A 23,485-nucleotide genomic window follows, 5' to 3' on the forward strand; every position below is an offset into this window, starting at 1 on the left:
CCGGGCTTTCCGGGCCCGTCCCGGAGCGGCGGGACGGGCCCTACGGCCGCAGCCGCAGACCGCGCGGGGTGGCGTGGAAGCCGGCCTCCTCCAGCGCGCGGCCCAGCTCCGAACCCAGCGCGGGCTCGCCGTTGGCCCGTTCGACCGTGACGCTGCCGAGCGCCCCCGCCCGGACCGCCCCGGCCAGCGCCCCGGCGGCCGGGGCCAGCACCGCGTCGTCCTGCGCCCAGGCCAGCAGGGACTTGCCGCCGCGCTCCACGTACAGCACCAGCTCGCCGTCCACCAGCACCACCAGGGCGCCGGCCTTGCGGCCCGGGCGGTGCGCCCTGGACTCCTTGGCGTCCGGGGCGGTGGGCGGCTCGGGCCAGGGCAGCGCGGCGCCGTAGGCGTTCGCCGGATCGGCGGCGGCCAGCACCAGCAGCTGCGGCGGCTCGGCCGACGGCGGGGCCGGCCACTCGGCGGCCCGGGCCCGCTCCAGTCGGCCGTTGACCGAGCGCAGCCGGTCGGCCGCGCCCTCCATGGCGAACTGGGCGCCGCCCAGGCCCTCGACGAAGTAGCCCCGGCGGGCCCGGCCGCGCTCCTCCATCGCGGCGAGCACCCGGTACACCCCGGCGAAACCGCCGGGCACCCGTTCGGCCGCCACCGCGCCCCGGGTCAGCAGACCGTGCCGGTCCAGCAGGCTCTGCGCCCGGGTGGTGGCCCGGACCGTCGGATCGGCGGCGAAGGCGGGCAGCAGCGACCACCGCCCGGCCACCGTCGGCGGGCCGCTGCGCAGTGCCCCGCCGGCCCGGCCGAAGGCGCGGCCCGCGCCGCCGTAGCGGCCGCGCGGGGTGGCCCGCGGCGCTCGGTGGGCGGTGGCGCCGGCCGTCCGGCCGGAGCCGAGCAGGGCACGCATCGGGGCGAGGGTGTCATTGCTGACGTAACCGGCCCAGACCAGGTCCCAGAGCGCTTCGACGGCCTCCGGCTCCGGCGTCTCCTCCGGCAGCTGCTGGAGGAGCTGGCGGAAGAACAGGCCGTAGCCGCCGGCCAGGGCCTGCAGCAGGGCGCTGTGCAGCGGGGTGAGGGCGGGCGGGACGGGCTCCGGGCGCAGCAGGTGGGCGTTCTCGGCCAGGTGCAGGCTGAGCCAGCCGTCCTTGCCGGGCAGCGCGCCGGCGCCGCACCAGCCGATCTCGCCGGCCGCCATCAGCTCGTCCAGCAGGCCGGGGGAGTAGTCGGCGAGCCGGGCCGGGAGGATCAGCTTCTCCAGCGCGGAGGCGGGCAGCGCGGTGCCCTGGAGCTGTTCGACCACCCGGAGCAGGCCGTCCGGGCCGCGCAGCCGGTGGCCGGCCAGGTGCTGCCACTGGGGGAGGAAGGCGGCCAGGGCGCGCGGCGGGACGGGCTCCACCTCCTGGCGCAGGGCGGCCAGTGAGCGGCGGCGCAGTCGGCGCAGCACCTCGGTGTCGCACCACTCGGGGGCGGTGTGCCACTCGGGGTCGGTGTGGCCGGCGGGCCTGAACTGGCCCTGGACCAGGCGGCCGGCCGCGGTGAGCCGTTGCAGGGTGCCGGTGACCACGGCGGTGCCGAGGCCGTAGCGGGCGCCGACCTCGGCGGCGGTGAACGGGCCGTGGGTGCGGGCGTGCCGGGCCAGCAGGTCGCCCAGCGGGTCCTTGACCGGCTCGGTGAAGGCCTCGGGGACGCCGACCGGCAGCGGGGTGCCGAGTGCGTCGCGCAGCCGTCCGGCGTCCTCGATCGCGGCCCAGCGCTGCTCGCCGGCGATCCGGACCTGGATCACCCGGCGGGCGGCCTCCAACTCCAGCGCCCGGAGCGGCTCGGCGCCGCGGGCCGTCAACTCGGCCTCGGTGAGCGGGCCGAGCAGGCGCAGCGCGTCAGCGACGCCCTCGGCGTCCTTGATCCGGCGTTCGGGGGTGAGGCGTTGGAGCTCGGCCTCCAGCTCGGCGAGCACCTGGGGGTCGAGCAGTTCGCTCAGCTCGGCCTGGCCGAGGAGTTCGGACAACAGGCGGGAGTCGAGGGAGAGCGCGGCGGCGCGGCGCTCGGCGAGCGGGGAGTCGCCCTCGTACAGGAACTGGGCGACGTAGCCGAACAGGAGGGAGCGGGCGAAGGGGGACGGCTCGGGGGTGGTGACCTCGACCAGGCGGACGGCCCGGGATTCGAGGTCCCCCATCAGCTCGACCAGTCCGGGGACGTCGAAGACGTCCTGGAGGCACTCCCGGACGGCCTCCAGGACGATCGGGAACGAGCCGTACTCGGAGGCGACTTCGAGCAGTTGGGCGGCGCGCTGGCGCTGCTGCCAGAGCGGGGTGCGGCGGCCGGGGTTGCGGCGCGGCAGCAGCAGGGCCCGGCCGGCGCACTCGCGGAAGCGGGAGGCGAACAGGGCGGAGCCGCCGACCTGGTCGGTGACCAGCTGCTCGATCTCGTCGGCGGCGAACAGGGCGGCGTCGGCGCCGACCGGGGCCTCGTCGGAACCCTGCTGCGGGGAGGGGCTGCCGAAGTCGAAGTCGGGGGAGAGCAGGTCGGCGTCCGGGAGGCGGAGCACGATGCCGTCGTCGGCGTGCATCACCTGCGGGTCCAGGCCGTGCTTCTCGCGCAGCCGGGCGCCGAGGGCGAGCGCCCAGGGGGCGTGCACCTGGGCGCCGAAGGGGGAGTGGATGACGATCCGCCAGTCGCCGAGCTCGTCCCGGAAGCGCTCGACCACGATGGTGCGGTCGTCGGGGAGGTGGCCGCAGGCGGTGCGCTGCTCGGCGAGGTAGTCCAGCAGGTTGGCGGCGGCCCAGTCGTCCAGGCCGGCCCGCTTCAGCCGCTCGGTGGCCTCGGCGGGCTGGAGGGTGCCCAGTTCGCGGGTGAACGCGCCGAGGGCGCGGCCGAGTTCGAGCGGGCGGCCGAGGGTGTCGCCCTTCCAGAACGGGAGTCGGCCGGGGACCCCGGGGGCGGGGGTGACCAGCACCTTGTCGTGGGTGATCTCCTCGATCCGCCAGGAGGTGGTGCCGAGGGTGAACACGTCGCCGACGCGGGACTCGTAGACCATCTCCTCGTCGAGCTCACCCACCCGTCGCCCGCCGCCGGCCTTCCCGCCCGTCTTGGCGTCGGACCCGGTGCTGCCGGCGATGAAGACGCCGAACAGGCCGCGGTCCGGGATGGTGCCGCCGGAGGTGACGGCCAGCCGCTGGGCGCCGGGGCGGCCGGTCACCGTGCCGGCCACCCGGTCCCAGACCACCCGGGGGCGCAACTCGGCGAAGGCGTCCGAGGGGTAGCGGCCGGCCAGCATGTCCAGCACGGCGTCGAAGGCGGACTGCGGGAGGGTCGCGAAGGGCGCGGCGCGCCGGACCACGGTGAGCAGCTCGTCCACCGGCCAGGCGTCCAGCGCCGTCATCGCGACCAGCTGCTGGGCCAGGACGTCCAGCGGGTTGCGCGGGATCCGCAGCGCCTCGATCCGGCCCGCCCGCATCCGTTCGGTGACCACGGCGGACTGCACCAGGTCCCCGCGGTACTTGGGGAAGAAGACACCGGTGGAGACGGCGCCGACCTGGTGGCCGGCCCGGCCGACCCGTTGCAGGCCGGAGGCCACCGAGGGCGGGGACTCGACCTGGACGACGAGTTCGACCGCGCCCATGTCGATGCCCAGCTCCAGGCTGGAGGTGGCGACCACGGCGGGCAGCCGGCCGGCCTTCAGGTCCTCCTCGACCAGGGAGCGCTGCTCCTTGGAGACGGAGCCGTGGTGGGCCCGGGCGATCACCGGGGGCGCGCCCTTGGCCGCGCCCGAACCGCCCATCAGCTCGGCCGGGGCGTGCGCCTCGGGGACGGCGGTGCCGGTGGCGCGCTCGTACGCGATCTCGTTCAGCCGGTTGCACAGGCGCTCGGCCAGGCGGCGGGAGTTGGCGAAGACGATGGTCGAGCGGTGCGCCTCGACCAGGTCGACGATCCGCTCCTCGACGTGCGGCCAGATCGAGGCCTGCCGCTGCGGGTCGGAGCCGGCGGCGCCGCCGGTGGCCGGGGCGGCGGGCAGGTCGTCCAGGTCGGGGACGGGGACGACCACCGAGAGGTCGAACTCCTTGGCGGCGGCGGGCTGGACGATCGTCGCCCCGCGCCGGGGGCTGAGGAAGCGGGCCACCTCCTCGACCGGGCGGACGGTCGCCGACAGGCCGATCCGGCGGGCCGGACGGTCCAGCAGTTCGTCCAGCCGCTCCAGGCTGAGCGCCAGGTGGGCGCCGCGCTTGGTGCCGGCGACCGCGTGCACCTCGTCCAGGATCACCGTGTCCACCCCGCGCAGGGCCTCCCGGGAGGCGGAGGTGAGCAGCAGGAAGAGCGACTCGGGGGTGGTGATCAGGATGTCCGGCGGGTGGGTCGCGAAGCGGCGGCGGTCGGCGGCGGGGGTGTCGCCGGAGCGGATCGCGACCTGGACCTCGGGCTCGGGCAGGCCCAGTCGGACGGCGGCCTGGCGCAGGCCGGTCAGCGGGGCGCGGAGGTTGCGCTCGACGTCCACCGCGAGGGCCTTGAGCGGGGAGACGTAGAGCACCCGGCAGCGGCGCTCGGGCTCGGCGGGGGGCGGGGTGCTGCTGAGCCGGTCGAGGGCGGAGAGGAAGGCGGCGAGCGTCTTGCCGGAACCGGTGGGGGCGACCACCAGGACGTCGGTGTCCTGCCCGATGGCGCGCCAGGCCTCGGCCTGGGCGGTGGTGGGGGCGGGGAAGGCGCCGGTGAACCAGGCCCGGGTGGCCGGGGCGAAGCCGGCCAGCGGGTCGTCCGGCCGGGGAGTGTCGGCGGGTGGGGTCGGGTGCGGGGGCGCCATGCCCCCATGGTGCCGGGTGGGACTGACAAGTGGGACGGGGGTGGGGTGGGGGTGGTGGTGTTGCGGGTGGCGTTGCGGGGGCGGGAATGATGAACCGCTCATATGGTGATGAATCGGGCACGTGATCAAACCGTGACCGGGGCCGTGGCCGTGGGAGTGCGGCTGCGGCCGCACCGGACCGACGAGCGGAGGGCGTGGGATGGCGCAGGCGCACCGGTCCGGTGGGTCCGTCCGTGATCGTGGGTGTGGGCGTGGTCCCGGGTGCGGGCGTGCGGTGCGGCGGCGCGGGGTGCGCGGGCCGGTCGGGGTGCTGTTCGCGATGCTGCTCACGGCGCTGGTGCTCGGCGGCGCGGTGCCGTACGGGACCGGGCCCGGGCGGGCGTACCTCAGCTACCTGGTGCTGGCCGCGCAGGAGGACGCCGCGGGGGCCGCCCGGGCCGGGGCGGAGAGCCGGGCGGCGGGCGGGCGGGTGGTGCAGGAGTACCCGCAGATCGGGGCGGTGCTGGCGTACGCGACCGACGGCTTCGCCGACAAGGTGCGGGCCCGGCCCGGGATCGCCGCGGTCGGGGCGACCCGGACGACGCCGGTGGTGGGGCCGCCGCGGGCGGTGGACGGGGCCGGGGACTTCGCGGCCGGACGCGGGCGCGGCCGAGGGAGTTCGGAGGGGGCCGAGGCGGTGGAGGCTCGCGGCGGTGCGGAGGGGGACGACCGGGGCAGTGTGGAGGGGGTGGCGCGGAGAGCCTCGGACGGGCGGGACGGCGGGACGGTCACGGTGCCGGACCCGGGGGAGGGCGGGGCCTGGAACCTCGCGGCGGTGCACGCCGGAACGGGACGGCCCGGTGACGCCACCGGGGGCGCGCCGAGTGCCGAGGCGATGCGCAAGGTGCTGGTGGCGGTGCTGGACTCGGGCGTCGACGACACCCATCCGGACCTGCGGGCGGCCGTCGACCCGAAGGCCTCGGCCTCCTGCGCGGACGGACGCCCGGACGCCCGGACCGGCTCCTGGCGGCCCGACCCCGGGGTGGCGGAGAGCGGGCACGGGACCCATGTGGCCGGGATCATCGGCGCGGGGGGCCGGGACGGGCAGGGCGTCACCGGGGTCGCCCCCGGCGTGCGGATCGCCGCCGTCCGACTGCTCGGGCCGCTCGGGCAGTACTACGCGGAGAACATCGTCTGCGGGATGCTCTGGGCGGCCGACCACGGGGCCAAGGCGATCAACGACAGCTACTTCGCCGACCCGTGGAAGTACAACTGCCCCGAGGACCGCGACCAGGCGGCACTGATCGCCGCGGTCGGCCGGGCCGTCGGGTACGCCCAGCGCAAGGGCGCGGTGGTGGTCGCCTCGGCCGGCAACGACGGCCAGGACCTGGGCGCCGCCCGGACCGACGGGCGCAGCCCCAACGACCGGGTCTCCGGGCCGGCCCCGACGCGCTACCTGGGCGCCGAGTGCATCCGCCTGCCCGGCCAGCTGCCCGGCGTCGTCACCGTCACGGCCGTCAACCGGGACGGGCGCCCGTCCTCGTACACCAACTACGGGCGCGGCCTGGTCTCGCTGGCGGCCCCGGGCGGGGACCCGGACGCGGGGGCGCAGGGGGCGATCGTCTCGGACTGGCCGGGCGGGCAGTACGCGGTGCTGGCGGGCACCTCGATGGCGGCGGCGCACGTGACGGGGGCGGTGGCGGTGGCGGCGGCGCTGCATCCGGACTTCGGGTCGGCGCGGTTGGCCGAGCTGTTGGCGGTGACGGCGGCGGGGGCCTGTCCGGCGGGGGCCGGGGGGTGCGGGGACCGGCGGGTGTTCGGGGCGGGCGAGGTGGTGCTGCCCCGGTGAGGGTGGGGGCGGGCGCGCGGGTGGGGCCCGTGCGACCGGGGTGGTGGGGCGTGGGTCCGGGATACTGGGGGCATGAGGCTGACCGAGTTCTGGCGACGGATGTACGCGCACTTCGGGGAGGCGTACGCGGAGTCCTTCGCGTCCGACCACGTGATGAGCGGGTTGGGCGGGCGGACGGTGCGCCAGGCGCTGGACGCGGGCTGGGAGGCCAAGGACGTCTGGCGGGTGGTCTGTGAGACCCAGGGGGTTTCCGCGCAACTGCGTTGAGCGTCCGGTGGGACAGACTGTCCGGGTGACTGTGAGCGAAGAGCGGAAGGGCCCGGACGAGGCGGCGCGGGCCGACGGGCGGGGGCGGACGGGCGGCGGGCTGCTGTGGGGCGGGATGCCGCCCTGGCTGCCCCGGGCGATGGTGCTGTTCCTGGTGCTGGTGGGGCTGTTCCAGCTGGCCGACTGGGCGTTCCGGCAGCTGATCGACCTCTTCGTGATGCTGCTGGTGGCCTTCTTCATGTCGCTGGCGCTGGAGCCGGCGGTGGACCGGATGGCGGCGCGCGGGGTGCGCCGGGGGGTGGGCACCTTCCTGGTGTTCGTCGCGGTCGGGGTCGCGGTGGTCGGGTTCCTGGCGGCGCTCGGCACGCTGTTGGTGGATCAGGTGGGGAAGATCGCCGGGGACATGCCGCACCTGGTCGACAACCTGATCGGCTGGGTGAACCGGACCTTCCATCAGGACCTCTCGCTGGGCGAGCTGCAGAAGCGGCTGCTGAAGGACTCCGGCACGATCGAGGGCTACGCCCAGCAGGCCGCGGACAACGTGTGGGGGGTGTCCTCCACGCTGATCGGGGGGCTGTTCCAGACCTTCACGGTCGGGCTGTTCACCTTCTACTTCACCGCCGAGGGCCCGCGGGTGCGCCGGACGGTCTGTTCGCTGCTGCCGCCCGCCAAGCAGGGCGAGGTGCTGCGGGCCTGGGAGATCGCGCTCGCCAAGACCGGCGGCTACCTCTACTCCCGGGCGGTGCTGGCGGTGGTGTCGGCGGCCGGGCACTGGGTGATGTTCGTGCTGATCGACCTGCCGTACTCGGCGGCGCTGGCGATCTGGGTCGGCGTCATGTCGCAGTTCGTGCCGACCATCGGGACGTACCTGGCGGGCGCGCTGCCGGTGCTGGTGGCGCTCACCGTGCAGCCGGTGGACGCGCTCTGGGTGCTGCTCTTCACGGTGGTCTACCAGCAGATCGAGAACTACCTGCTGCACCCGAGGATCACCGCCCGGACGGTGGACGTGCACCCGGCGGTGGCCTTCGGCGCGGTGATCGCGGGCGCGGCGCTGCTGGGGGCGGTGGGCGCGCTGATCGCGATCCCGGCGGCGGCGACCCTGCAGGGCTTCGTCGGGACGTACGTGCGGCGGTACGAGGTGGCCACCGACCCGCGGATCGACCGGGGGGAGCAGCGGCGGGCCCGGCGGGCGCTGCGCCGGGAGGCGGCGCGGCGGTTGCGCCGGATGGTCGGCGGCGAGGGGGAGTGACCGGTCCGCGGGGCGGGTGGAGGGCGATGGCCCACCACCCGCCCCGCGGCGTGTTCGGGGGCTGCGGGGCTTGAATCGAACAGGTGTTCTTTTGTACTCTCCGGCGAGGAGTTTTCCACAGGCCGAGCCGGGTGGGGCTCGTTTGTCAGTGGGACGCGCTAGCGTCGATGACGATGAAGCGCACAGCACAGAACCCGAGGGAAAAAGTCATGGCAGGTACGGACCGCGAGAAGGCCCTGGAAACCGCGCTCGCCCAGATCGAGCGGCAGTTCGGCAAGGGCTCGGTGATGCGCCTCGGCGAGAAGGCCAACGAGCCGGTCGAGGTGATCTCCACCGGGTCGACCGCCCTGGACGTCGCCCTCGGGGTCGGCGGCATCCCGCGCGGCCGAGTGGTCGAGATCTACGGCCCCGAGTCCTCCGGCAAGACCACCCTGACCCTGCACCTCGCCGCCAACGCCCAGCGGGCCGGCGGCACGGTCGCCTTCGTCGACGCGGAGCACGCGCTCGACCCGGAGTACGCCAAGAAGCTCGGCGTGGACACCGACGCCCTGCTGGTCAGCCAGCCGGACACCGGTGAGCAGGCCCTGGAGATCACCGACATGCTGATCCGCTCCGGCGCGATCGACCTGGTGATCATCGACTCGGTCGCGGCCCTCGTCCCGCGCGCCGAGATCGAGGGCGAGATGGGCGACTCGCACGTCGGTCTGCAGGCCCGACTGATGAGCCAGGCGCTGCGCAAGATCGCCGGTGCGCTGAACCAGTCGAACACCACCGCGATCTTCATCAACCAGCTGCGCGAGAAGATCGGCGTGATGTTCGGTTCGCCGGAGACCACGACCGGTGGCCGGGCGCTGAAGTTCTACGCCTCGGTCCGCCTGGACATCCGCCGGATCGAGACCCTGAAGGACGGCACCGAGGCGGTCGGCAACCGCACCCGCGTCAAGGTCGTCAAGAACAAGGTCGCCGCGCCGTTCAAGCAGGCCGAGTTCGACATCCTCTACGGCATCGGCATCAGCCGCGAGGGCGGCCTGATCGACATGGGCGTCGAGCACGGCTTCATCCGCAAGTCCGGCGCCTGGTACACCTACGAGGGCGACCAGCTCGGCCAGGGCAAGGAGAACGCCCGCAACTTCCTGCGGGACAACCCGCAGCTCGCCGACGAGATCGAGCGGAAGATCAAGGGCAAGCTCGGCATCGGCCCGAAGACCGAGGAGCCCGCCGCGGGTGAGCCGGAGGCCGCCGCCGCCGACGCCGCGGCCAAGCCGATCACCGCGACCGCCGCCAAGACGGCCGCGGCGAAGAAGACGGCGGCTGCCAAGGCCTGAGCCGTTGACGCAGCACGACATGGTGGGCGGCGGTCCGGCGGGCCCCGAGGACGACGACTTCGGCCCGCCGGACTGGTTCGCCGCGGTCGCGGAGCCGGAGCCGGAAGGAGAGCCGGAGCCGGCACCGCGACCGTCGGCACTCCGCTCGCGGGCGCGCTCGCGCTCCGGCAACTCGCGCTCCGGCAAGGGGCGCGCGGCCACCACCCAGTGGGCAACCGGTTCCGAGCCGGAGCCCGACCAGGCCCCGGGCCGGGCGGCGCGCGGCGCGGCGTCCGGCCCGGTCTTCGAGCCGGAGCCGTCGATCGGGGAGCTCGGCCTGCTCTCCGCCTCCGAACTGCCCACCGGCCGCCGTCGGCGCCGTTCGGCGCTGGCGGCCGAGGGGGCGGACACCGAGGGCGGCCCGCCGCCCGCGATCGGCGGGTGGAGCGGAGCCGGGGCGGCCGGTCACGGGGGTGCGGCCGCCCCGTCCGCCCGTCCGCGCAGGAGCGGCCGCGGGAGCGCCCGTACCGGTGAGGGCCCGCCGGGCGAGGACGACGAGGGCACGGGCCGCGCCCCCCGCAAGCGCGCCGAGGAGGAAGCGGATCCGGAGAGTCGCGCCCGGGACATCTGCCTGCGGCTGCTCACCGGTGCCGCCAAGAGCCGCAAACAGCTCGCCGACGCCCTGCGCAAGCGGGAGATCCCGGAAGACGTCGCCGAACAGGTGCTCAGCCGGCTGGAGGAGGTCGGGCTGATCGACGACGCGGCCTTCGCCGCGGCCTGGGTGGAGTCCCGGCACGCCGTCCGGGGACTGTCCCGGCGGGCGCTCGCCCAGGAGCTGCGCACCAAGGGCGTGGCCGCCGACCTGGTCGAGCAGGCACTCCTCCAGGTCGACCACGACGACGAGACGGACGCCGCCCGGGCGCTGGTCGAGCGCAAGCTGCGGTCCACCTGGGGGCTGGACCCCCAGGTCCGCACCCGTCGGCTGGTCGCCATGCTGGCCCGGCGCGGCTACTCCGAGGGCCTCGCCTTCCGGGTGGTGCGCGGTGCGCTGGAGGAGGAGGCCGGAGGGCCGTCCGGGAGCGACTGGGAGTGAGGGGGAGTCCGACGGTTCCTTGGTCCGCTCCTGGTCTGGCCTTGACCCTTTCGTGACCCGCACCTAGCCTCGCACTCAGCGTGCGGCCGCTCCCGCGCAGGCACGCCCGCGCGAGGACTGGGAGTGGGTCGCATGAGGATCTCGGCGGGCACCGGCACGGCTGACTCCCTCCTGGTGCCGATCGTCGGGGCGGCGGCGGCCGTCCTGCTGGTGCTCGCGGCGCTGGCCGTCCTGACGGTCAGGCGACTGCAGGCCGCGCAGCGGGAGGCGGTGGCCGAGGCCGAGCGGTCCCGTCGGTGGGCCGAGGAGCAGACCGGCCGACAGCGGGACGAACTCGCCCGGCGCGAGGAGAGCGTGGCCGAGGAACTGCGCCGACTGCGCCAGCGGGAGGACGAACTGGCCGAGCGGTCGGCGGAGTTGGAGCGGTCCCGGAGCGAGGTCGAGGCGCTGGCGGCCCGCCGGGCGGCGGCCCTGGAGCGTGTTGCCGGGCTCTCCGCCGAGCAGGCGCACGCCCAACTGCTGCGCGAGGCCGAGGAGTCGGCCCGGCGGGAGGCGGCCGTCACGGTCCGGGAGATCGAGCGCGGTGCCAAGGAGGAGGGCGAGCAGCGGGCCCGGGAGATCATCGCCGGGGCGATCCAGCGGCTGGCGTCGGAGCAGACCGCGGAGACCGCCGTGACTCTCTTCCGGCTGCCGGGTGAGGAGATGAAGGGCCGGATCATCGGCCGCGAGGGCCGCAACATCCGGGCCTTCGAGGCGGTCACCGGCGTCAACCTGATCGTCGACGACACCCCCGCCGCGGTGCAGTTGTCCTGCTTCGACCCGGTCCGCCGGGAGGCCGCCCGGCTCACCCTGGAGCAGCTGGTCGAGGACGGCCGGATCCAGCCGAGCCGGATCGAGCACGTCCACGAGCGCAGCCGGGCCGAGGTCGAGCAGCGCTGTGTCCGGGCCGGCGAGGACGCCCTGCTGGACGCCCGGATCGGCGGGATGCACCCCGACCTGGTCCGCACCCTGGGCTCGCTGCGGTACCGCGCCTCCTACGGGCAGAACGTGCTCGGGCACCTGCTGGAGTCCGCGCACCTGGCCGGGATGATGGCCGCCGAGCTGGGGGTGGACCCGGAGCCGGTGCGCCGGGCGGCGCTGCTGCACGACATCGGCAAGGCGCTCACCCATGAGGCGGAGGGCAGCCACGCGGCGGTCGGCGCGGACTTCGCCCGCCGGCACGGGGAGTCCCCCGAGGTGGTGCACGCGATCGCCGCGCACCACGGCGAGGTGGAGCCGCGGACCGTGACGGCGGTGCTGACCCAGGCCGCGGACGCCTGTTCGGGCGGCCGGCCGGGGGCGCGCAAGGAGTCGATGGAGCTGTACGTGCGGCGGCTGGCCCGGCTGGAGGAGATCGCGCGCTCGCACGCCGGGGTGGCCGAGGTGTACGCGATGCAGGCCGGGCGCGAGGTGCGGGTGATGGTGCGGCCGGACGCCGTGGACGACCTCGGGGCGGAGCTGATCGCCCGTGAGGTGGCCCGGCAGGTCTCGGCGGAGCTGACCTACCCGGGCCAGATCCGGGTGACGGTGGTGCGGGAGAGCCGGGCCACGGCGGTCGCGGGGTAGGGCGTCCCGGAGACGCCCCCGGGCCTCGTCAGCCGGCCGAGTCGACCTGCTGGGCGGCGGGCTCCGGGACGGCCTCGTCCTCGACCTCGGCCTCGGGTTCGGGGCTGCCGGCGAGCGGGGCCGGGCCGCCGCGGGCGCGGTCGGCGAGCACCAGGAGGTCCTCGGCGGCGGCGCCCTGGGTGACGCCGACCAGGTGGCCGTCCGGCCGGATCAGCAGCACGGTGTGCGGCCCGGCGCCCGGGTACTCCTCGGTGACCAGCACCTCGGCCGGCACCGGCAGCGCGGCGGCGACCTCGGCGAGCCGGGGCATCAGGCCGGCCCCCAGCCAGTGCTCGGCCGACCAGACGGCGGTGCCGGGGGCGACCAGCAGCAGCAGGAAGGTGGCTCCGAGCCGGGCGTGCAGGTGGTCCGGGGTGCCGTCGTCGGCGAGCACCGGAAGGTCCGGGACGAGCACGCCGGGAGCGGTGGCGGGCAGCAGCTCGCTGAGCGAGGTGGTGCTGCGCGCGCCGCGCTGCACCGGCACCCGGCCGGGGACGCCGGAGGGCGCCGCCGGGTAGGCGGGCGCGCCGCCGAAGCGGCCGGTGCCCAGCTGGCCGTCGGCGAGCAGCGGGGCGTGCTTGCGGAAGCCGCCGACCAGCAGCGAGCGGCGGGTCTGCTGCCAGCCCCGCAGCGGGCGCAGCAGCGGCATGGACTGGTCGACGGCGCGCAGCCGGGCGCCGACCGCGCCGCGCCGCTCGGCCTCGTAGCCGTCCAGCAGCGAGCCGCCGGGCTGCGGGCCGCCGGAGTGGAGGTGCCAGGCGAGGGCGAGCCGCCAGGCCAGGTTGTCGGCGTCGCGCAGCCCGTCGGCGAGGTTCTGCATGCCGAGCGCGCCGTGCAGGTGGGCGGCGTCGCCGGCCAGGAAGCAGCGGCCGCTGCGGAAGCGGGCGGCCAGGCGCTGCTGGGCGGTGTGGTCGGCGGCGGCGAGCAGCTCGTAGCGGGGGAGTTCGCCGCACCAGCCGGTGAGGGTGGCGGTGACCCGGGTGAGCAGGGTGTCGCCGGTGACGACGCCGGGCCAGGTGGCGTGCGGGTCGACCGGTTCGGTGGGGGCGGGCCGGCCGGGGGGCAGCCGCCAGTCGAGCCGCCAGACGCCGTCCGGCAGCGGGCGGGCGGAGGCCTCGCGGTCGCCGCGCCAGGGGGGCTCGCGGTGCAGCCGGGCGCCGTCGAAGGGCAGGTCGACCCGGACGGTGGCGATGGCGTTGCGGTCGACCGCCGGGCGGCCGGGGAAGCGGATCTTCAGCAGCTTGCGGACGCTGGACCGGGCGCCGTCGCAGCCGACCAGATGGCTGCCGCGCCACCAGGTGGCGGAGCCGTCCTGGGTGCCGTGGGTGCGGACGCTGACCCCGTCGCGGTCCTGTTCCAGCTCGACGACCCGGTTCAGCGGGACCAGCCGGACCAGCGGGGTGCCGGTGAGGGCGTCGCGCAGGCCGCGCTGGAGGCGGTGCTGGGGGAGGTGGAAGGTCGGCGAGTCGGTGAGGTCGATCCGCAGCACCTCCTGGCGGCGGCGCCAGACCGCGAAGGAGTCCCACAGCGCCGAGTCGGAGACGGCCCGGGAGTAGCCGATCCGGGTCAGGAAGGCGGCCGTGTCGGCGCCGAGGACGACGCTGCGGGGGCCCTCGGGGCAGAGCCCGGAGCCCTCGTCCAGGACGACGGTCGGCACCTCGTGCCGGGCGAGTGCGAGGGCCAGGGCCAGACCGACCGGTCCGGCCCCGACCACGATCACCGGATCCATGCGGGGACCTCCGGGCACGAACCGGACCATGGGCCGGCGTCAGTTACCGCTGCCGCATATGCCGCGTGGATGCTCCCGGGAGGTGTCACGAAGAGCAATGCAACAGTTCGCCTGGGTGTCCGTCAAGCAGCAGCTGAAGTGCGCCGGTTCGCGCCGCGACGGCCACGTGCTTCGATCCACCGCGCGAGCGCGGTCAGCAGGAGGCACAGGATGATGTAGATCGGCGCGATCACCAGGACCACGGGGATGTACGGGAAGCCCGCGGCGTTCAGTGGCTGGCTGGCGATCTTCTTGCCCATGAAGAGCAGCTCGTTGTACGTGATGACGAAGCCCAGCGAGGTGTCCTTGAGGGTGACCACCAGCTGACCGATCATCGACGGCAGCATCGAGCGGACGGCCTGCGGCACCAGGATGCCGGACATCACCTGGGTCTTGCGCATCCCGAGGGCGTACGCCGCCTCGCCCTGGCCGCGCGGGACGGCGTTGACGCCGCTGCGGATGATCTCGGCCTGGACCGCACCGTTGTAGAGGGTGAGGCCGAGCACCAGGGCCCACATCGGGTTCTTGGCGAAGAACGCGTAGTAGAGCGCGACGATCAGGATCAGCAGCGGCATCGCCCGGAAGAACTGGACGACCGAGGTGCAGACCCAGCGGACCGGCCGGTGGTCGGACAGCTGCCCGGCGGCCAGCAGCGAGCCCAGGGTGAGCGAGAAGACCGCCGCCAGGCCGAAGGCCTTCAGGGTGGCCAGCAGGCCGTCCAGGATCATCTGCTGGACGTAGGTGTACTGGAACGCGTCCCACAGGTCGGGGTCGAACTGGCCGTTGTCGGCGAGCGCGGAGACCACGTACCAGAGCAGTCCGGCGATGCCGAGGACCGAGAGCGCGCCGAAGAGGCGGTAGCGGGCTCGGGCGTTCGGGCCGGGGGTGTCGTAGAGGACACTGGCCGTCGCCGGGCGGTTGAAGAACTTCATCGGGCCACCGCCAGTCGGGATTCCAGGAAGCGGAAGAGGGTGGCGACCGTCGCGCTGATCAGCAGGTAGGCGCAGGCCACCCAGAAGAAGATCGAGAAGATCGAGTAGCCGCGCTCGGAGAAGGTCTGCTGGGCGCTGTACAGCTCGGCGACGCTGAACGCGCCGGCGATCGCCGAGTTCCTCGGCAGTGCGATGAACACGCTGCTCATCGGCGCCAGCACGGTCCGGGCGGCCTGCGGCAGGACGACCAGGGTGACGGTCTGGAAGAAGTTCATGCCGAGGCTGCGGGCCGCCTCCGCCTGGCCGAGCGGCACGGTGTTGATGCCGGAGCGGATCACCTCGCAGACGAACGAGGCGGTGTAGCCGCCGAGCGCCAGCACCGCGAAGGTGAGGTAGCTGAAGTGCACACCGAGCGGCGGCAGGCCGAAGGTGACGGCGAAGAACAGCAGGGTCAGCGGGGTGTTGCGGAACAGCGTCACCCAGACGGTGCCGAAGGCGCGCAGGGCCGGTACCGGGGAGACCCGGAAGGCCGCCAGCAGGGTGCCCAGCAGCAGGGCGAGCAGCGAGCTCAGTGCGCTCAGTTCGAGCGTCTGCAGGAAGCCGTCGCGGAACAACGCGAAGTTGTCCTGCTCGAACAGGAACCCCATCCGGCGGCCCTCCTCTCACAGATGGTCGGAACGGTCGGTCGGGAGCGGGAAGGGGATCAGTAGCGGTCGAGGGTCGGGATCGCCGGGGCGGCCGAGCCGGACGCGCCCAGGGTCGCGTCGTAGGCCTTCTTCCAGTCGCCGTTGTCCTCGTGGGCCTTGAGGGCGTCGCTGATCGCGTCGCGCAGCACCTTGTCGTCCTTGTTCAGGCCGACGCCGTAGTTCTCCTTGGTGAACGGCTTGCCGACCACCTTGAGCTTGGGGGCGTACTTGGAGGCGTAGCCCTTGAGGATCGCGTCGTCGGTGGTGACCGCGTCGACCTCGCCCGACATCAGCTTCTCGACGCAGGCCGAGTAGGTGTCGAACTGGGTGATCTTCGGGTTGTACTGCTTGATGTTCTGGATCGAGGTCGAGCCGGTGGCGGTGCAGATGTTCTTGCCGCTGATGCTCTCCGGGCCGGTGATCGAGGTGTTGTCGCTCTTCACCAGGAAGTCCTGGCCGGCGATGTAGTACGGGCCGGCGAAGGAGACGGTCTTCTTGCGCTCGTCGTTGATGCTGTAGGTGCCGACGTAGAAGTCGATCTGGCCCTTGGCGATGGCCGGCTCGCGCTGCGAGGAGACCAGGGTCTGCCACTTGATCTGCTGCGGGGTGAAGCCGAGGTCGGCGGCGACCATCTTGGCGATCTCGATGTCGAAGCCGCTGCGGTCGCCGCTGGCGACGTCCTCCCAGCCGAGGTTCGGCTGGTCGGCCTTGGCGCCGATGATCAGCTGGCCGCGCTTCTTGGCCTCGGCGATGACCGGGGAGTCGACCTTGACGTCGGTCTTGACCGTGTAGGTCGGCAGCGCCGGGGCGTTGCTGGCGCTCGCCGCGTTGGAGGCGGGCGTGCCGTCCTTGCCGCAGGCGGCGGTGGCGGTGAGCGCGACGGCACAGAGCGCCACGGCGAGGGTGCGGGAAGTCCTCATGAGGGTTGTTCTCCTGGGGGCTGGGCCGCGGCGTCAACCGGGCTCTGGCGTCTGGAAGTCGTGCACGGGGCAGGGCCGGCCGGCGTGGTCGCCGGCCGTGGACCCGCGGGTCTCGAAGCGTCAGTGGTGCAGGATCTTCGAGAGGAAGTCCTTGGCGCGCTCGGAGCGCGGCGCGGTGAAGAAGGCGTCCGGGGTGTTCTGCTCGACGATCTTCCCGTCGGCCATGAACAGCACCCGGTTGGCGGCGGAGCGGGCGAAGCCCATCTCGTGGGTGACCACGACCATCGTCATGCCGTCGGCGGCCAGTTGGCGCATGACCTCCAGCACCTCGTTGACCATCTCCGGGTCGAGCGCCGAGGTCGGCTCGTCGAAGAGCATCACCTTCGGCTTCATCGCCAGCGCGCGGGCGATCGCCACCCGCTGCTGCTGGCCGCCGGAGAGCTGGGCCGGGAACTTGTCCGCCTGGGCGCCGACGCCGACCCGGTCCAGCAGTTCACGGGCGGTCTTCTCGGCGTGCGAACGGACCACCTTGCGCACCTTGACCTGGGCCAGGACCACGTTCTCCAGCACGGTCTTGTGCGCGAACAGGTTGAAGCCCTGGAACACCATGCCGACCTCGGCGCGGAGCTTGGCCAGCTCCCGGCCCTCGGCGGGCAGCGGGCGGCCGGACAGGGTGATCGTGCCGGAGTCGATCGTCTCCAGCCGGTTGATGGTGCGGCAGAGCGTGGACTTGCCGGACCCGGACGGGCCGATCAGCACGACCACCTCGCCCTGCTCGATCTCCAGGTCGATGTCCTGGAGCACGTGCAGCGCCCCGAAGTGCTTGTTGACCTTGCTCAGCACGACCAGCGGGGCGGCTGCGGGGGTGTAGTCCTCGACCGGGCTTTCGGTCATCGCGCCTGACTCCCTCTGTGTCGAACTGTCGAATACCACCCGCCAGCACCGGACCGGAAGGCCCAACTCCCTTGGCGGGCAGTGGTGGTGCGAATCCGGGGGCCGCGACCGGCGGAGCCGCGGCCCCCGGTGGGGTGACCATAGGAGCGCTGAACGGGCCCCGTCAGCCGATCTGAGCGGAACTTGAGCATCACGAAACGGCCACGTGGTGCGTACGCCGTGTTCGCGACGGCGTCGACGGGGCATGTCACAGCGGGAAACCGCACCGGTGCCGACCGTCCCCCACGGGCCCGGTCCGCGGCCGAACCTGGCGCCGGGCCGCGCACTGGCCCATACTGCGCAGGACCGGGCCCCGAACGAACAGCCCGGTGATCACGTGGGGAGAGGAGGAGAACAGGATGCGACTGCTGCTCGTCGAGGACGACGAACGCGTGGCCGCGGCACTGGTCGCGGTGCTCGGCCGGCACGGCTTCCAGGTGCGGCACGCCCGCAGCGGGCACGAGGCGCTGGACGCCCTGGTGCCGGACGGCAACGAGTCGTACCGGGTCGTGCTGCTCGACCTCGGGCTGCCCGACCGCGACGGCTTCGAGGTGTGCAGCCGGATCAGGGCCGGCAGCGGCGTGCCGGTGATCATGGTGACCGCCCGGGCCGACATCCGCTCCCGGATCCACGGCCTCAACCTGGGCGCCGACGACTACGTCACCAAGCCGTACGACATGGGCGAGCTGCTCGCCCGCATCCACGCGGTGGCCCGCCGCGGTGCCCAGCCGTCCTCGGTGGCGGTGCCCGCGCCCGACGCCGTACCGCAGCAGCGCGGCCCGCTGGAGTCCCGCGGCATCCGGATCGACCGGGAGCGCCGCCGGGTCAGCGTGGACGGCCGTGACGTGCCGCTCACCCGCAAGGAGTTCGACCTGCTGGCGCTGCTCGCCCAGAGCCCCGGCGTGGTCTACCGGCGCGAGCAGATCTTCAGCGAGGTCTGGCGCAGCGGCTGGGAGGGCAACGGCCGCACCCTGGAGGTGCACATCGGCTCGCTGCGCAACAAGCTGGCGCTGCCCGGCCTGGTCGAGGCCGTGCGCGGCGTCGGCTACCGGCTGATCCCCGACTCCCCGACCACCACCGCGGCCGACCGGGCCCCGTCCGCCCCCGCGGAGCACTGACCGCACGTGCGCACCCGCCTGCTCGGCATCCTGATCGCCCTCATGCTGTGCGTCCTGGCCGCCCTGGGGCTGCCGCTCGCGGCGGCGTTCGCGGCGGCCGAGCAGACCCGGGTGGTGGTCGACCGGCTCGACGACGCCGCCCGCTTCGCCCAGGACCTGCCCACCTCCGGGGCGGCCGCCCTGGACTCCGCCCTCAAGGCCGACCCGCAGGACGCCCCCGGCGACGCCGGCCGGCGGCACGCGATCACCACCGAGGTCCAGCGCTACTACGACCTGTACGGCGTGCGGCTGGGCATCTTCCAGCGCGACGGCATGCCGATCGCGGTCGCGCCCCACGACTGGCGGGTGCCCGCCGTCGGCTGGGGCGCCCAGGCCTTCCAGGAGGCGCTGGACGGGCGGCGCAGCCACAACCCGCCGCAGGTCTGGCCGTGGACCGAGGACCGGACGATCATCGTCGCCGCCCCGGTGGTGCGCGACGGCGACGTGGTCGCGGTGGTGCTGAGCGAGTCCCCGACCGGGGCGGTACGGGCCCGGGTGCTGCACAAGTGGCTGGTGCTGGCCGGCGGCGAGGCGGCCGCGATGGCCGTCGCGGTGCTGCTGGCCGTCCGGCTCACCGAGTGGGTGCTGCGCCCGGTGCGCACCCTCGACCGGGCCACCCACGACATCGCCACCGGGCAGATGGCGGCCCGGGTCGCGCCCGGCGGCGGACCGCCCGAACTCCAGCGGCTGGCACGCTCGTTCAACGAGATGGCGGACCACGTGGTGCACGCCCTGGACCAGCAGAAGGCATTCGTCGCGGACGCCTCGCACCAGCTGCGCAACCCGCTCTCGGCCCTGCTGCTGCGGGTCGAGGTGCTCGGCCTGGAGCTGCCCGAGGGCCACGAGGAGGAGCTCAGCGGCGTCCGGGAGGAGGGCACCCGGCTGGCCCGGGTGCTGGACGACCTGCTCGGCCTGGCCACCGCCGAGCACGCCCGTCCGGAACCCGAGCAGACCGACCTGGCCCAGCTGACCCTGGCCCGGGTGGACGGCTGGCGGCCGGTCGCCGAGCAGCGCGGGATCGAGCTGCGCTGGGACGGCCCGGTGATGGCGATCGGCATGGCGGACCCGATCGGCTTCGGCTCCGCGCTGGACGCCGTCCTGGACAACGCGCTCAAGTTCGGGCCGACCGGCAGCCAGGTGCGACTGCGGGTCTCGGTGCGCCGGGACGAGGTCGCGGTGACCGTCACCGACGCCGGGCCGGGGCTGACCGAGGACGAGCTGGCCCGGGCCGGGGACCGGTTCTGGCGCAGCGCGCGGCACCAGAACGTGGACGGTTCGGGGCTGGGACTGTCGATCGCCCGCACCCTGCTCGCGGCCGGCGGCGGCTCGCTGGGCTTCGCTCCGGTCAGGCCGACCGGGCTCGCGGTGACCCTGGCGGTACCGCGGCCGGGGCACTCCTAGGGCTCCAGGGGTGCGGGGCCTCAGGGCTTCAGGGGTGCGGGGCTTCAGGGCCTCAGGGCTTCACCGAGCGGTAGTAGCGCGCCGCGCCCTCGTGCAGCGGCAGCGGATCGGTGTAGACGGCGGTGCGCAGGTCGACCAGCTGGGCGGCGTGCACCTGGGCGCCGATCTGGTCCCGGCTGTCGATCACCGCCCGGGTCATCCCCTCGACCAGCCCCGGGTCCACGTCGTCCCGGGTGACCAGCAGGTTGGGCACCGCCATGGTGGCGACGGCGTCCTTGGGCTCGGCGTTCGGGTAGGTGCCCTTGGGCATGGTGGCCGCCCGGTAGGCGTCCATCCCGTCGCCCTCCGTCCGGTGCAGCGCCCCGGCGAGGTCGGCCAGCGGGACGATCCGGATCCGCATGTGCTCGGAGAGGTCGGTGAGGGCGCTGGTCGGCAGGCCGCCGGACCAGAAGAAGGCGTCGATCTTCCCCGCGCGCAGCTCGTCGGAGCCGTCGCTGACGCCGCCCGGGACCGGGGTGATGTCGTGGTCCGGGTCCAGACCGGCCGCCGTCAGCAGCCGCCGGGTCACCAGGTTCACGCCGGACTGCGGCAGGCCGATGCCGACCCGCAGCCCCTTGAGGTCGGCGGTGCGGCGCACCCGCGAGTCCTCCGGGACGATCAGCTGCAGGTAGTCGTCGTACAGCCGGGCGATCGCCCGCAGCTTCCCCTTGCCCTCGCCCTGGTAGGCGGCGACCGCGTCGGCGGTGGCGATGGCGAAGGTGTCCTGGCCCTTGGCCACCCGGGTGAGGTTGTCCACCGAGCCCTCGGAGCTGTCCAGGGCCAGTCGCACCCCCGGCATGGTCTGCGAGACGTGGGACTGCAGCAGCTGCCCGTACCGGTCGTAGACGCCGCGCGGGACGCCGGTCGCGAAGCGGGTCTCCCCGCGCGGGTACCCGGGCGAACGGGCCGCCGACAGCCACCAGCCGCCCAGCCCGGCCACCAGCAGCGCCAGCGCCAGCACCGTCCGCCACAGCGGGCTGCGGGCCGCGCGGCGGACGGCGGCGCCGAGTCGGGACGGATCGGTGGGGGCCATGCAGGGATACTGCCAGGCGCTCCGGCCGAACGGGAGGGGAACGGCTCGTGGAAAGCTCCGCGGCCGCTCGGTGAAGATCCGGAAAAACCCGCTCGCGGCTGCCCGTACCCTGGTCTGGTGAGCGGTGAGAGCGGATTGAAGAGCTACAAGGTCGTCACGCACGGCTGTCAGATGAACGTCCACGACTCCGAGCGGCTGTCCGGCCTGCTGGAGGACGCGGGCTACGTCAAGGCCGGGTCGGAGGGCGACCCGGACCTGGTGGTGTTCAACACCTGCGCGGTGCGCGAGAACGCCGACAACAAGCTGTACGGCAACCTCGGGCAGCTCGCGCCGGTCAAGAGCCGCCACCAGGGCATGCAGATCGCCGTCGGCGGCTGCCTGGCCCAGAAGGACCGCGAGTCCATCGTCAAGCGCGCCCCCTGGGTCGACGTGGTGTTCGGCACCCACAACATCGGGCACCTGCCGGCCCTGCTGGAGCGGGCCGCGGTCGAGCGCAAGGCCCAGGTCGAGATCCTGGAGTCGCTGGAGACCTTCCCCTCCACGCTGCCCACCCGCCGCGAGTCCGCGTACGCCGCCTGGGTCGCCATCTCGGTCGGCTGCAACAACACCTGCACCTTCTGCATCGTCCCGGCGCTGCGCGGCAAGGAGGAGGACCGCCGCCCCGGCGACGTCCTCGCCGAGATCGAGGCGCTGGTCGACGAGGGCGTCATCGAGGTGACCCTGCTCGGCCAGAACGTCAACGCCTACGGCTCCGACCTGGGCGACCGCGAGGCCTTCTCCAAGCTGCTGCGCGCCGCCGGCCAGATCGACGGCCTGGAGCGGATCCGCTTCACCTCGCCGCACCCGCGCGACTTCACCGACGACGTGATCGCCGCGATGGCCGAGACCCCGAGCGTGATGCACCAGCTGCACATGCCGCTGCAGTCCGGCTCGGACCGCGTCCTCAAGGCGATGCGCCGCTCCTACCGGCAGGACCGCTTCCTCGGGATCATCCGCAAGGTCCGGGAGGCGATGCCCGACGCGGCCATCTCCACCGACATCATCGTGGGCTTCCCCGGCGAGACCGAGGAGGACTTCGAGGAGACGATGCACGTCGTCCGCGAGGCCCGCTTCACCAACGCCTTCACCTTCCAGTACTCCAAGCGCCCCGGCACCCCCGCCGCGGAGATGGCGGACCAGGTGCCGAAGGAGGTCGTCCAGGCCCGCTACGACCGGCTGATCGCGCTCCAGGAGGAGATCTCCTGGGACGAGAACAAGAAGCAGGTCGGCCGCACCCTGGAGATCCTGGTCGCCGAGGGCGAGGGCAAGAAGGACGACCGGACCCAGCGGCTCTCCGGTCGCGCCCCGGACAACCGGCTGGTGCACTTCACCAAGCCCGAGGAGCCGGTGCGCCCCGGCGACGTGGTGACCGTCGAGATCACCTACGCCGCCCCGCACCACCTGCTGGCCGAGGGCCCCGCCCTCGGGGTGCGCCGCACCCGGGCCGGCGACGCCTGGGAGAAGCGCCAGGCCAAGCCCGCCGACAAGCCGGTCGGCGTCATGCTCGGCCTGCCGGGCATCGGTGCCCCGGCCCAGCTGCCGCTGGCCGCCCCGGCGGGCGGCGCCTGCTGCGGCGACTGACCCGCGTGGCCTGACGGGCGGCCCGGTGGGAGCTTGCGAGCTCCTGCCGGGCCGTTCCGCTTCCCAGTGGGGGCTTCCGCGCCCACGCCGGTCCCGCCGGGCCGTTCTGCTTCCCGGCTAGAGTGATCGACATGCTGGTAGCCGCCGCCGTGTGCCCCTGTCCGCCGCTGCTCGTCCCCGAGGTCGCCGCCGGGGCCGCGCCCGAGCTGGACGGGCTGCGCGCCGCCTGCGACCAGGCGCTGGCGGCGCTGGTCGCGGCCGGGCCCGAGCTGGTCGTGGTGGTCGGTACCGGGCCGGACGCCGAGGTGTGGACCGAGGGCGGGGCCGGCTCCTTCCACCGCTACGGGGTGCCGCTGGTCGCCAAGCTGCCCGGCGGGCGGGTCGAGGGGCCGGAGCTGGCGCCCTCGCTCACCGTCGGCGCCTGGCTGCTGGAGCGCGCCGGGGTGGCCCTGCCGACGCACGCCTGTGCGGTGCCCGCGGACGCCCCCGCCGACCGGATGCTCGGGCTCGGCCAGGGCCTGGCCGGTCTCGCCGACCGGGTCGCCCTGCTGGTCCTCGGCGACGGCAGCGCCTGCCGTTCGCTGAAGGCGCCCGGCTACCTGGACGAGCGGGCCGAGGGCTACGACGCGGCCCTGGCGGCCGCCCTGGGCACGGCCGACCTGCCCGCGCTGGCCGCACTGGACCCGGCGCTGGCCGCCGAGCTCAAGGCGGAGGGCCGGGCGCCCTGGCAGGTGCTGGCGGGTGCCGCCGAGGGCGCCGGCCTGACCGCGCGGCTGGGGTACCAGGACGCGCCGTACGGGGTCGGGTACTTCGTGGCGTCCTGGAGCTGAG

Annotated in this window: 17 protein-coding genes; 10 read left to right on the forward strand and 7 right to left on the reverse strand. The window is 74.4% G+C overall.

Going from position 1 to position 23,485, the window contains the following annotated elements; all coding sequences use genetic code 11:
* Positions 1–40: 40 nt before the first annotated feature.
* The gene (locus tag ACIP4P_RS36305) at positions 41–4,780 is read right to left on the reverse strand and encodes an ATP-dependent helicase (RefSeq protein WP_400925990.1); all 4,740 of its coding nucleotides are present in this window, start codon (positions 4,778–4,780) and stop codon (positions 41–43) included.
* A gap of 289 nt (positions 4,781–5,069) precedes the next feature.
* Between ACIP4P_RS36305 and ACIP4P_RS36310 the strand changes: the two genes are divergently transcribed.
* The 6 genes from ACIP4P_RS36310 (at position 5,070) to rny (ending at position 12,126) form a co-directional block, all read left to right on the forward strand.
* Positions 5,070–6,608, forward strand: coding sequence for a S8 family serine peptidase (locus tag ACIP4P_RS36310; RefSeq protein ID WP_400925993.1), 1,539 nt, complete (start codon positions 5,070–5,072; stop codon positions 6,606–6,608).
* A 72-nt stretch (positions 6,609–6,680) separates the two neighbouring features.
* Positions 6,681–6,875, forward strand: coding sequence for a DUF3046 domain-containing protein (locus tag ACIP4P_RS36315; RefSeq protein WP_350513647.1), 195 nt, complete (start codon positions 6,681–6,683; stop codon positions 6,873–6,875).
* A gap of 25 nt (positions 6,876–6,900) precedes the next feature.
* Entirely contained in the window at positions 6,901–8,124 is a 1,224-nt protein-coding gene (locus tag ACIP4P_RS36320) for an AI-2E family transporter (protein ID WP_400925997.1), read from the forward strand.
* Positions 8,125–8,333: 209 nt separating this feature from the next.
* On the forward strand, positions 8,334–9,449 hold the full coding sequence (gene recA / locus ACIP4P_RS36325; protein ID WP_350513648.1) for a recombinase RecA: 1,116 nt from the start codon (positions 8,334–8,336) through the stop codon (positions 9,447–9,449).
* 4 nt (positions 9,450–9,453) lie between these two features.
* Positions 9,454–10,521 carry a regulatory protein RecX gene (locus tag ACIP4P_RS36330; RefSeq protein ID WP_400926001.1) on the forward strand — a complete coding sequence of 356 codons (1,068 nt, stop codon included), beginning with the start codon at positions 9,454–9,456 and terminating at the stop codon, positions 10,519–10,521.
* A 132-nt stretch (positions 10,522–10,653) separates the two neighbouring features.
* Entirely contained in the window at positions 10,654–12,126 is a 1,473-nt protein-coding gene (gene rny, locus ACIP4P_RS36335) for a ribonuclease Y (protein WP_400926004.1), read from the forward strand.
* A 28-nt stretch (positions 12,127–12,154) separates the two neighbouring features.
* On the opposite strand, the gene ACIP4P_RS36340 is transcribed toward rny, so the two are convergent.
* From ACIP4P_RS36340 to ACIP4P_RS36360, 5 genes are all read right to left on the reverse strand, one after another.
* Positions 12,155–13,894, reverse strand: coding sequence for an FAD-dependent monooxygenase (locus ACIP4P_RS36340; RefSeq protein WP_400926007.1), 1,740 nt, complete (start codon positions 13,892–13,894; stop codon positions 12,155–12,157).
* A gap of 122 nt (positions 13,895–14,016) precedes the next feature.
* Positions 14,017–14,865, reverse strand: a complete 849-nt coding sequence (locus ACIP4P_RS36345) for an amino acid ABC transporter permease (protein WP_400926009.1) — start codon at positions 14,863–14,865, stop codon at positions 14,017–14,019.
* Positions 14,862–15,512: an amino acid ABC transporter permease gene (locus ACIP4P_RS36350; RefSeq protein ID WP_350513653.1), complete on the reverse strand. Its 651-nt coding sequence runs from the start codon at positions 15,510–15,512 to the stop codon at positions 14,862–14,864. Before ACIP4P_RS36350 ends, ACIP4P_RS36345 begins: the two co-directional genes overlap by 4 nt.
* Before the next feature lie 56 nt (positions 15,513–15,568).
* Positions 15,569–16,471, reverse strand: a complete 903-nt coding sequence (locus ACIP4P_RS36355; RefSeq protein ID WP_350513654.1) for a glutamate ABC transporter substrate-binding protein — start codon at positions 16,469–16,471, stop codon at positions 15,569–15,571.
* 120 nt (positions 16,472–16,591) lie between these two features.
* Complete coding sequence (locus ACIP4P_RS36360; RefSeq protein ID WP_350513655.1) at positions 16,592–17,365, reverse strand: amino acid ABC transporter ATP-binding protein; 774 nt, start codon at positions 17,363–17,365, stop codon at positions 16,592–16,594.
* Between the two features lie 398 nt (positions 17,366–17,763).
* Between ACIP4P_RS36360 and ACIP4P_RS36365 the strand changes: the two genes are divergently transcribed.
* Positions 17,764–18,522, forward strand: a complete 759-nt coding sequence (locus ACIP4P_RS36365; protein WP_400926013.1) for a response regulator transcription factor — start codon at positions 17,764–17,766, stop codon at positions 18,520–18,522.
* A gap of 6 nt (positions 18,523–18,528) precedes the next feature.
* Positions 18,529–19,962 carry a sensor histidine kinase gene (locus tag ACIP4P_RS36370; protein ID WP_400926016.1) on the forward strand — a complete coding sequence of 478 codons (1,434 nt, stop codon included), beginning with the start codon at positions 18,529–18,531 and terminating at the stop codon, positions 19,960–19,962.
* Positions 19,963–20,014: 52 nt separating this feature from the next.
* On the opposite strand, the gene ACIP4P_RS36375 is transcribed toward ACIP4P_RS36370, so the two are convergent.
* Positions 20,015–21,034, reverse strand: coding sequence for a TAXI family TRAP transporter solute-binding subunit (locus ACIP4P_RS36375; RefSeq protein ID WP_400926019.1), 1,020 nt, complete (start codon positions 21,032–21,034; stop codon positions 20,015–20,017).
* 117 nt (positions 21,035–21,151) lie between these two features.
* Here ACIP4P_RS36375 and miaB point away from each other — a divergent pair, with 117 nt between their 5' ends.
* Positions 21,152–22,654, forward strand: coding sequence for a tRNA (N6-isopentenyl adenosine(37)-C2)-methylthiotransferase MiaB (miaB, locus tag ACIP4P_RS36380; protein WP_400926022.1), 1,503 nt, complete (start codon positions 21,152–21,154; stop codon positions 22,652–22,654).
* A 131-nt stretch (positions 22,655–22,785) separates the two neighbouring features.
* A complete protein-coding gene (locus ACIP4P_RS36385; RefSeq protein ID WP_400926025.1) occupies positions 22,786–23,484 on the forward strand; it encodes a hypothetical protein in 699 nt (232 codons plus the stop codon).
* Position 23,485 lies beyond the last annotated feature (1 nt).

It is taken from the genome of Kitasatospora sp. NPDC089509 (assembly GCF_044749365.1).
In the GTDB taxonomy this organism is placed as follows: Bacteria; Actinomycetota; Actinomycetes; order Streptomycetales; family Streptomycetaceae; genus Kitasatospora.

Excerpts from the sequence above, each read along its gene's own strand:
- ACIP4P_RS36350 (WP_350513653.1), bottom strand. The coding sequence starts at position 15,512 with ATGGGGTTCCTGTTCGAGCAGGACAACTTCGCGTTGTTCCGCGACGGC.
- ACIP4P_RS36375 (WP_400926019.1), bottom strand. The coding sequence starts at position 21,034 with ATGGCCCCCACCGATCCGTCCCGACTCGGCGCCGCCGTCCGCCGCGCG.
- ACIP4P_RS36345 (WP_400926009.1), bottom strand. The coding sequence starts at position 14,865 with ATGAAGTTCTTCAACCGCCCGGCGACGGCCAGTGTCCTCTACGACACC.
- ACIP4P_RS36365 (WP_400926013.1), top strand. The coding sequence starts at position 17,764 with ATGCGACTGCTGCTCGTCGAGGACGACGAACGCGTGGCCGCGGCACTG.
- ACIP4P_RS36385 (WP_400926025.1), top strand. The coding sequence starts at position 22,786 with ATGCTGGTAGCCGCCGCCGTGTGCCCCTGTCCGCCGCTGCTCGTCCCC.
- ACIP4P_RS36315 (WP_350513647.1), top strand. The coding sequence starts at position 6,681 with ATGAGGCTGACCGAGTTCTGGCGACGGATGTACGCGCACTTCGGGGAG.
- recA (WP_350513648.1), top strand. The coding sequence starts at position 8,334 with ATGGCAGGTACGGACCGCGAGAAGGCCCTGGAAACCGCGCTCGCCCAG.
- ACIP4P_RS36340 (WP_400926007.1), bottom strand. The coding sequence starts at position 13,894 with ATGGATCCGGTGATCGTGGTCGGGGCCGGACCGGTCGGTCTGGCCCTG.
- ACIP4P_RS36360 (WP_350513655.1), bottom strand. The coding sequence starts at position 17,365 with ATGACCGAAAGCCCGGTCGAGGACTACACCCCCGCAGCCGCCCCGCTG.
- ACIP4P_RS36355 (WP_350513654.1), bottom strand. The coding sequence starts at position 16,471 with ATGAGGACTTCCCGCACCCTCGCCGTGGCGCTCTGTGCCGTCGCGCTC.
- rny (WP_400926004.1), top strand. The coding sequence starts at position 10,654 with ATGAGGATCTCGGCGGGCACCGGCACGGCTGACTCCCTCCTGGTGCCG.
- ACIP4P_RS36305 (WP_400925990.1), bottom strand. The coding sequence starts at position 4,780 with ATGGCGCCCCCGCACCCGACCCCACCCGCCGACACTCCCCGGCCGGAC.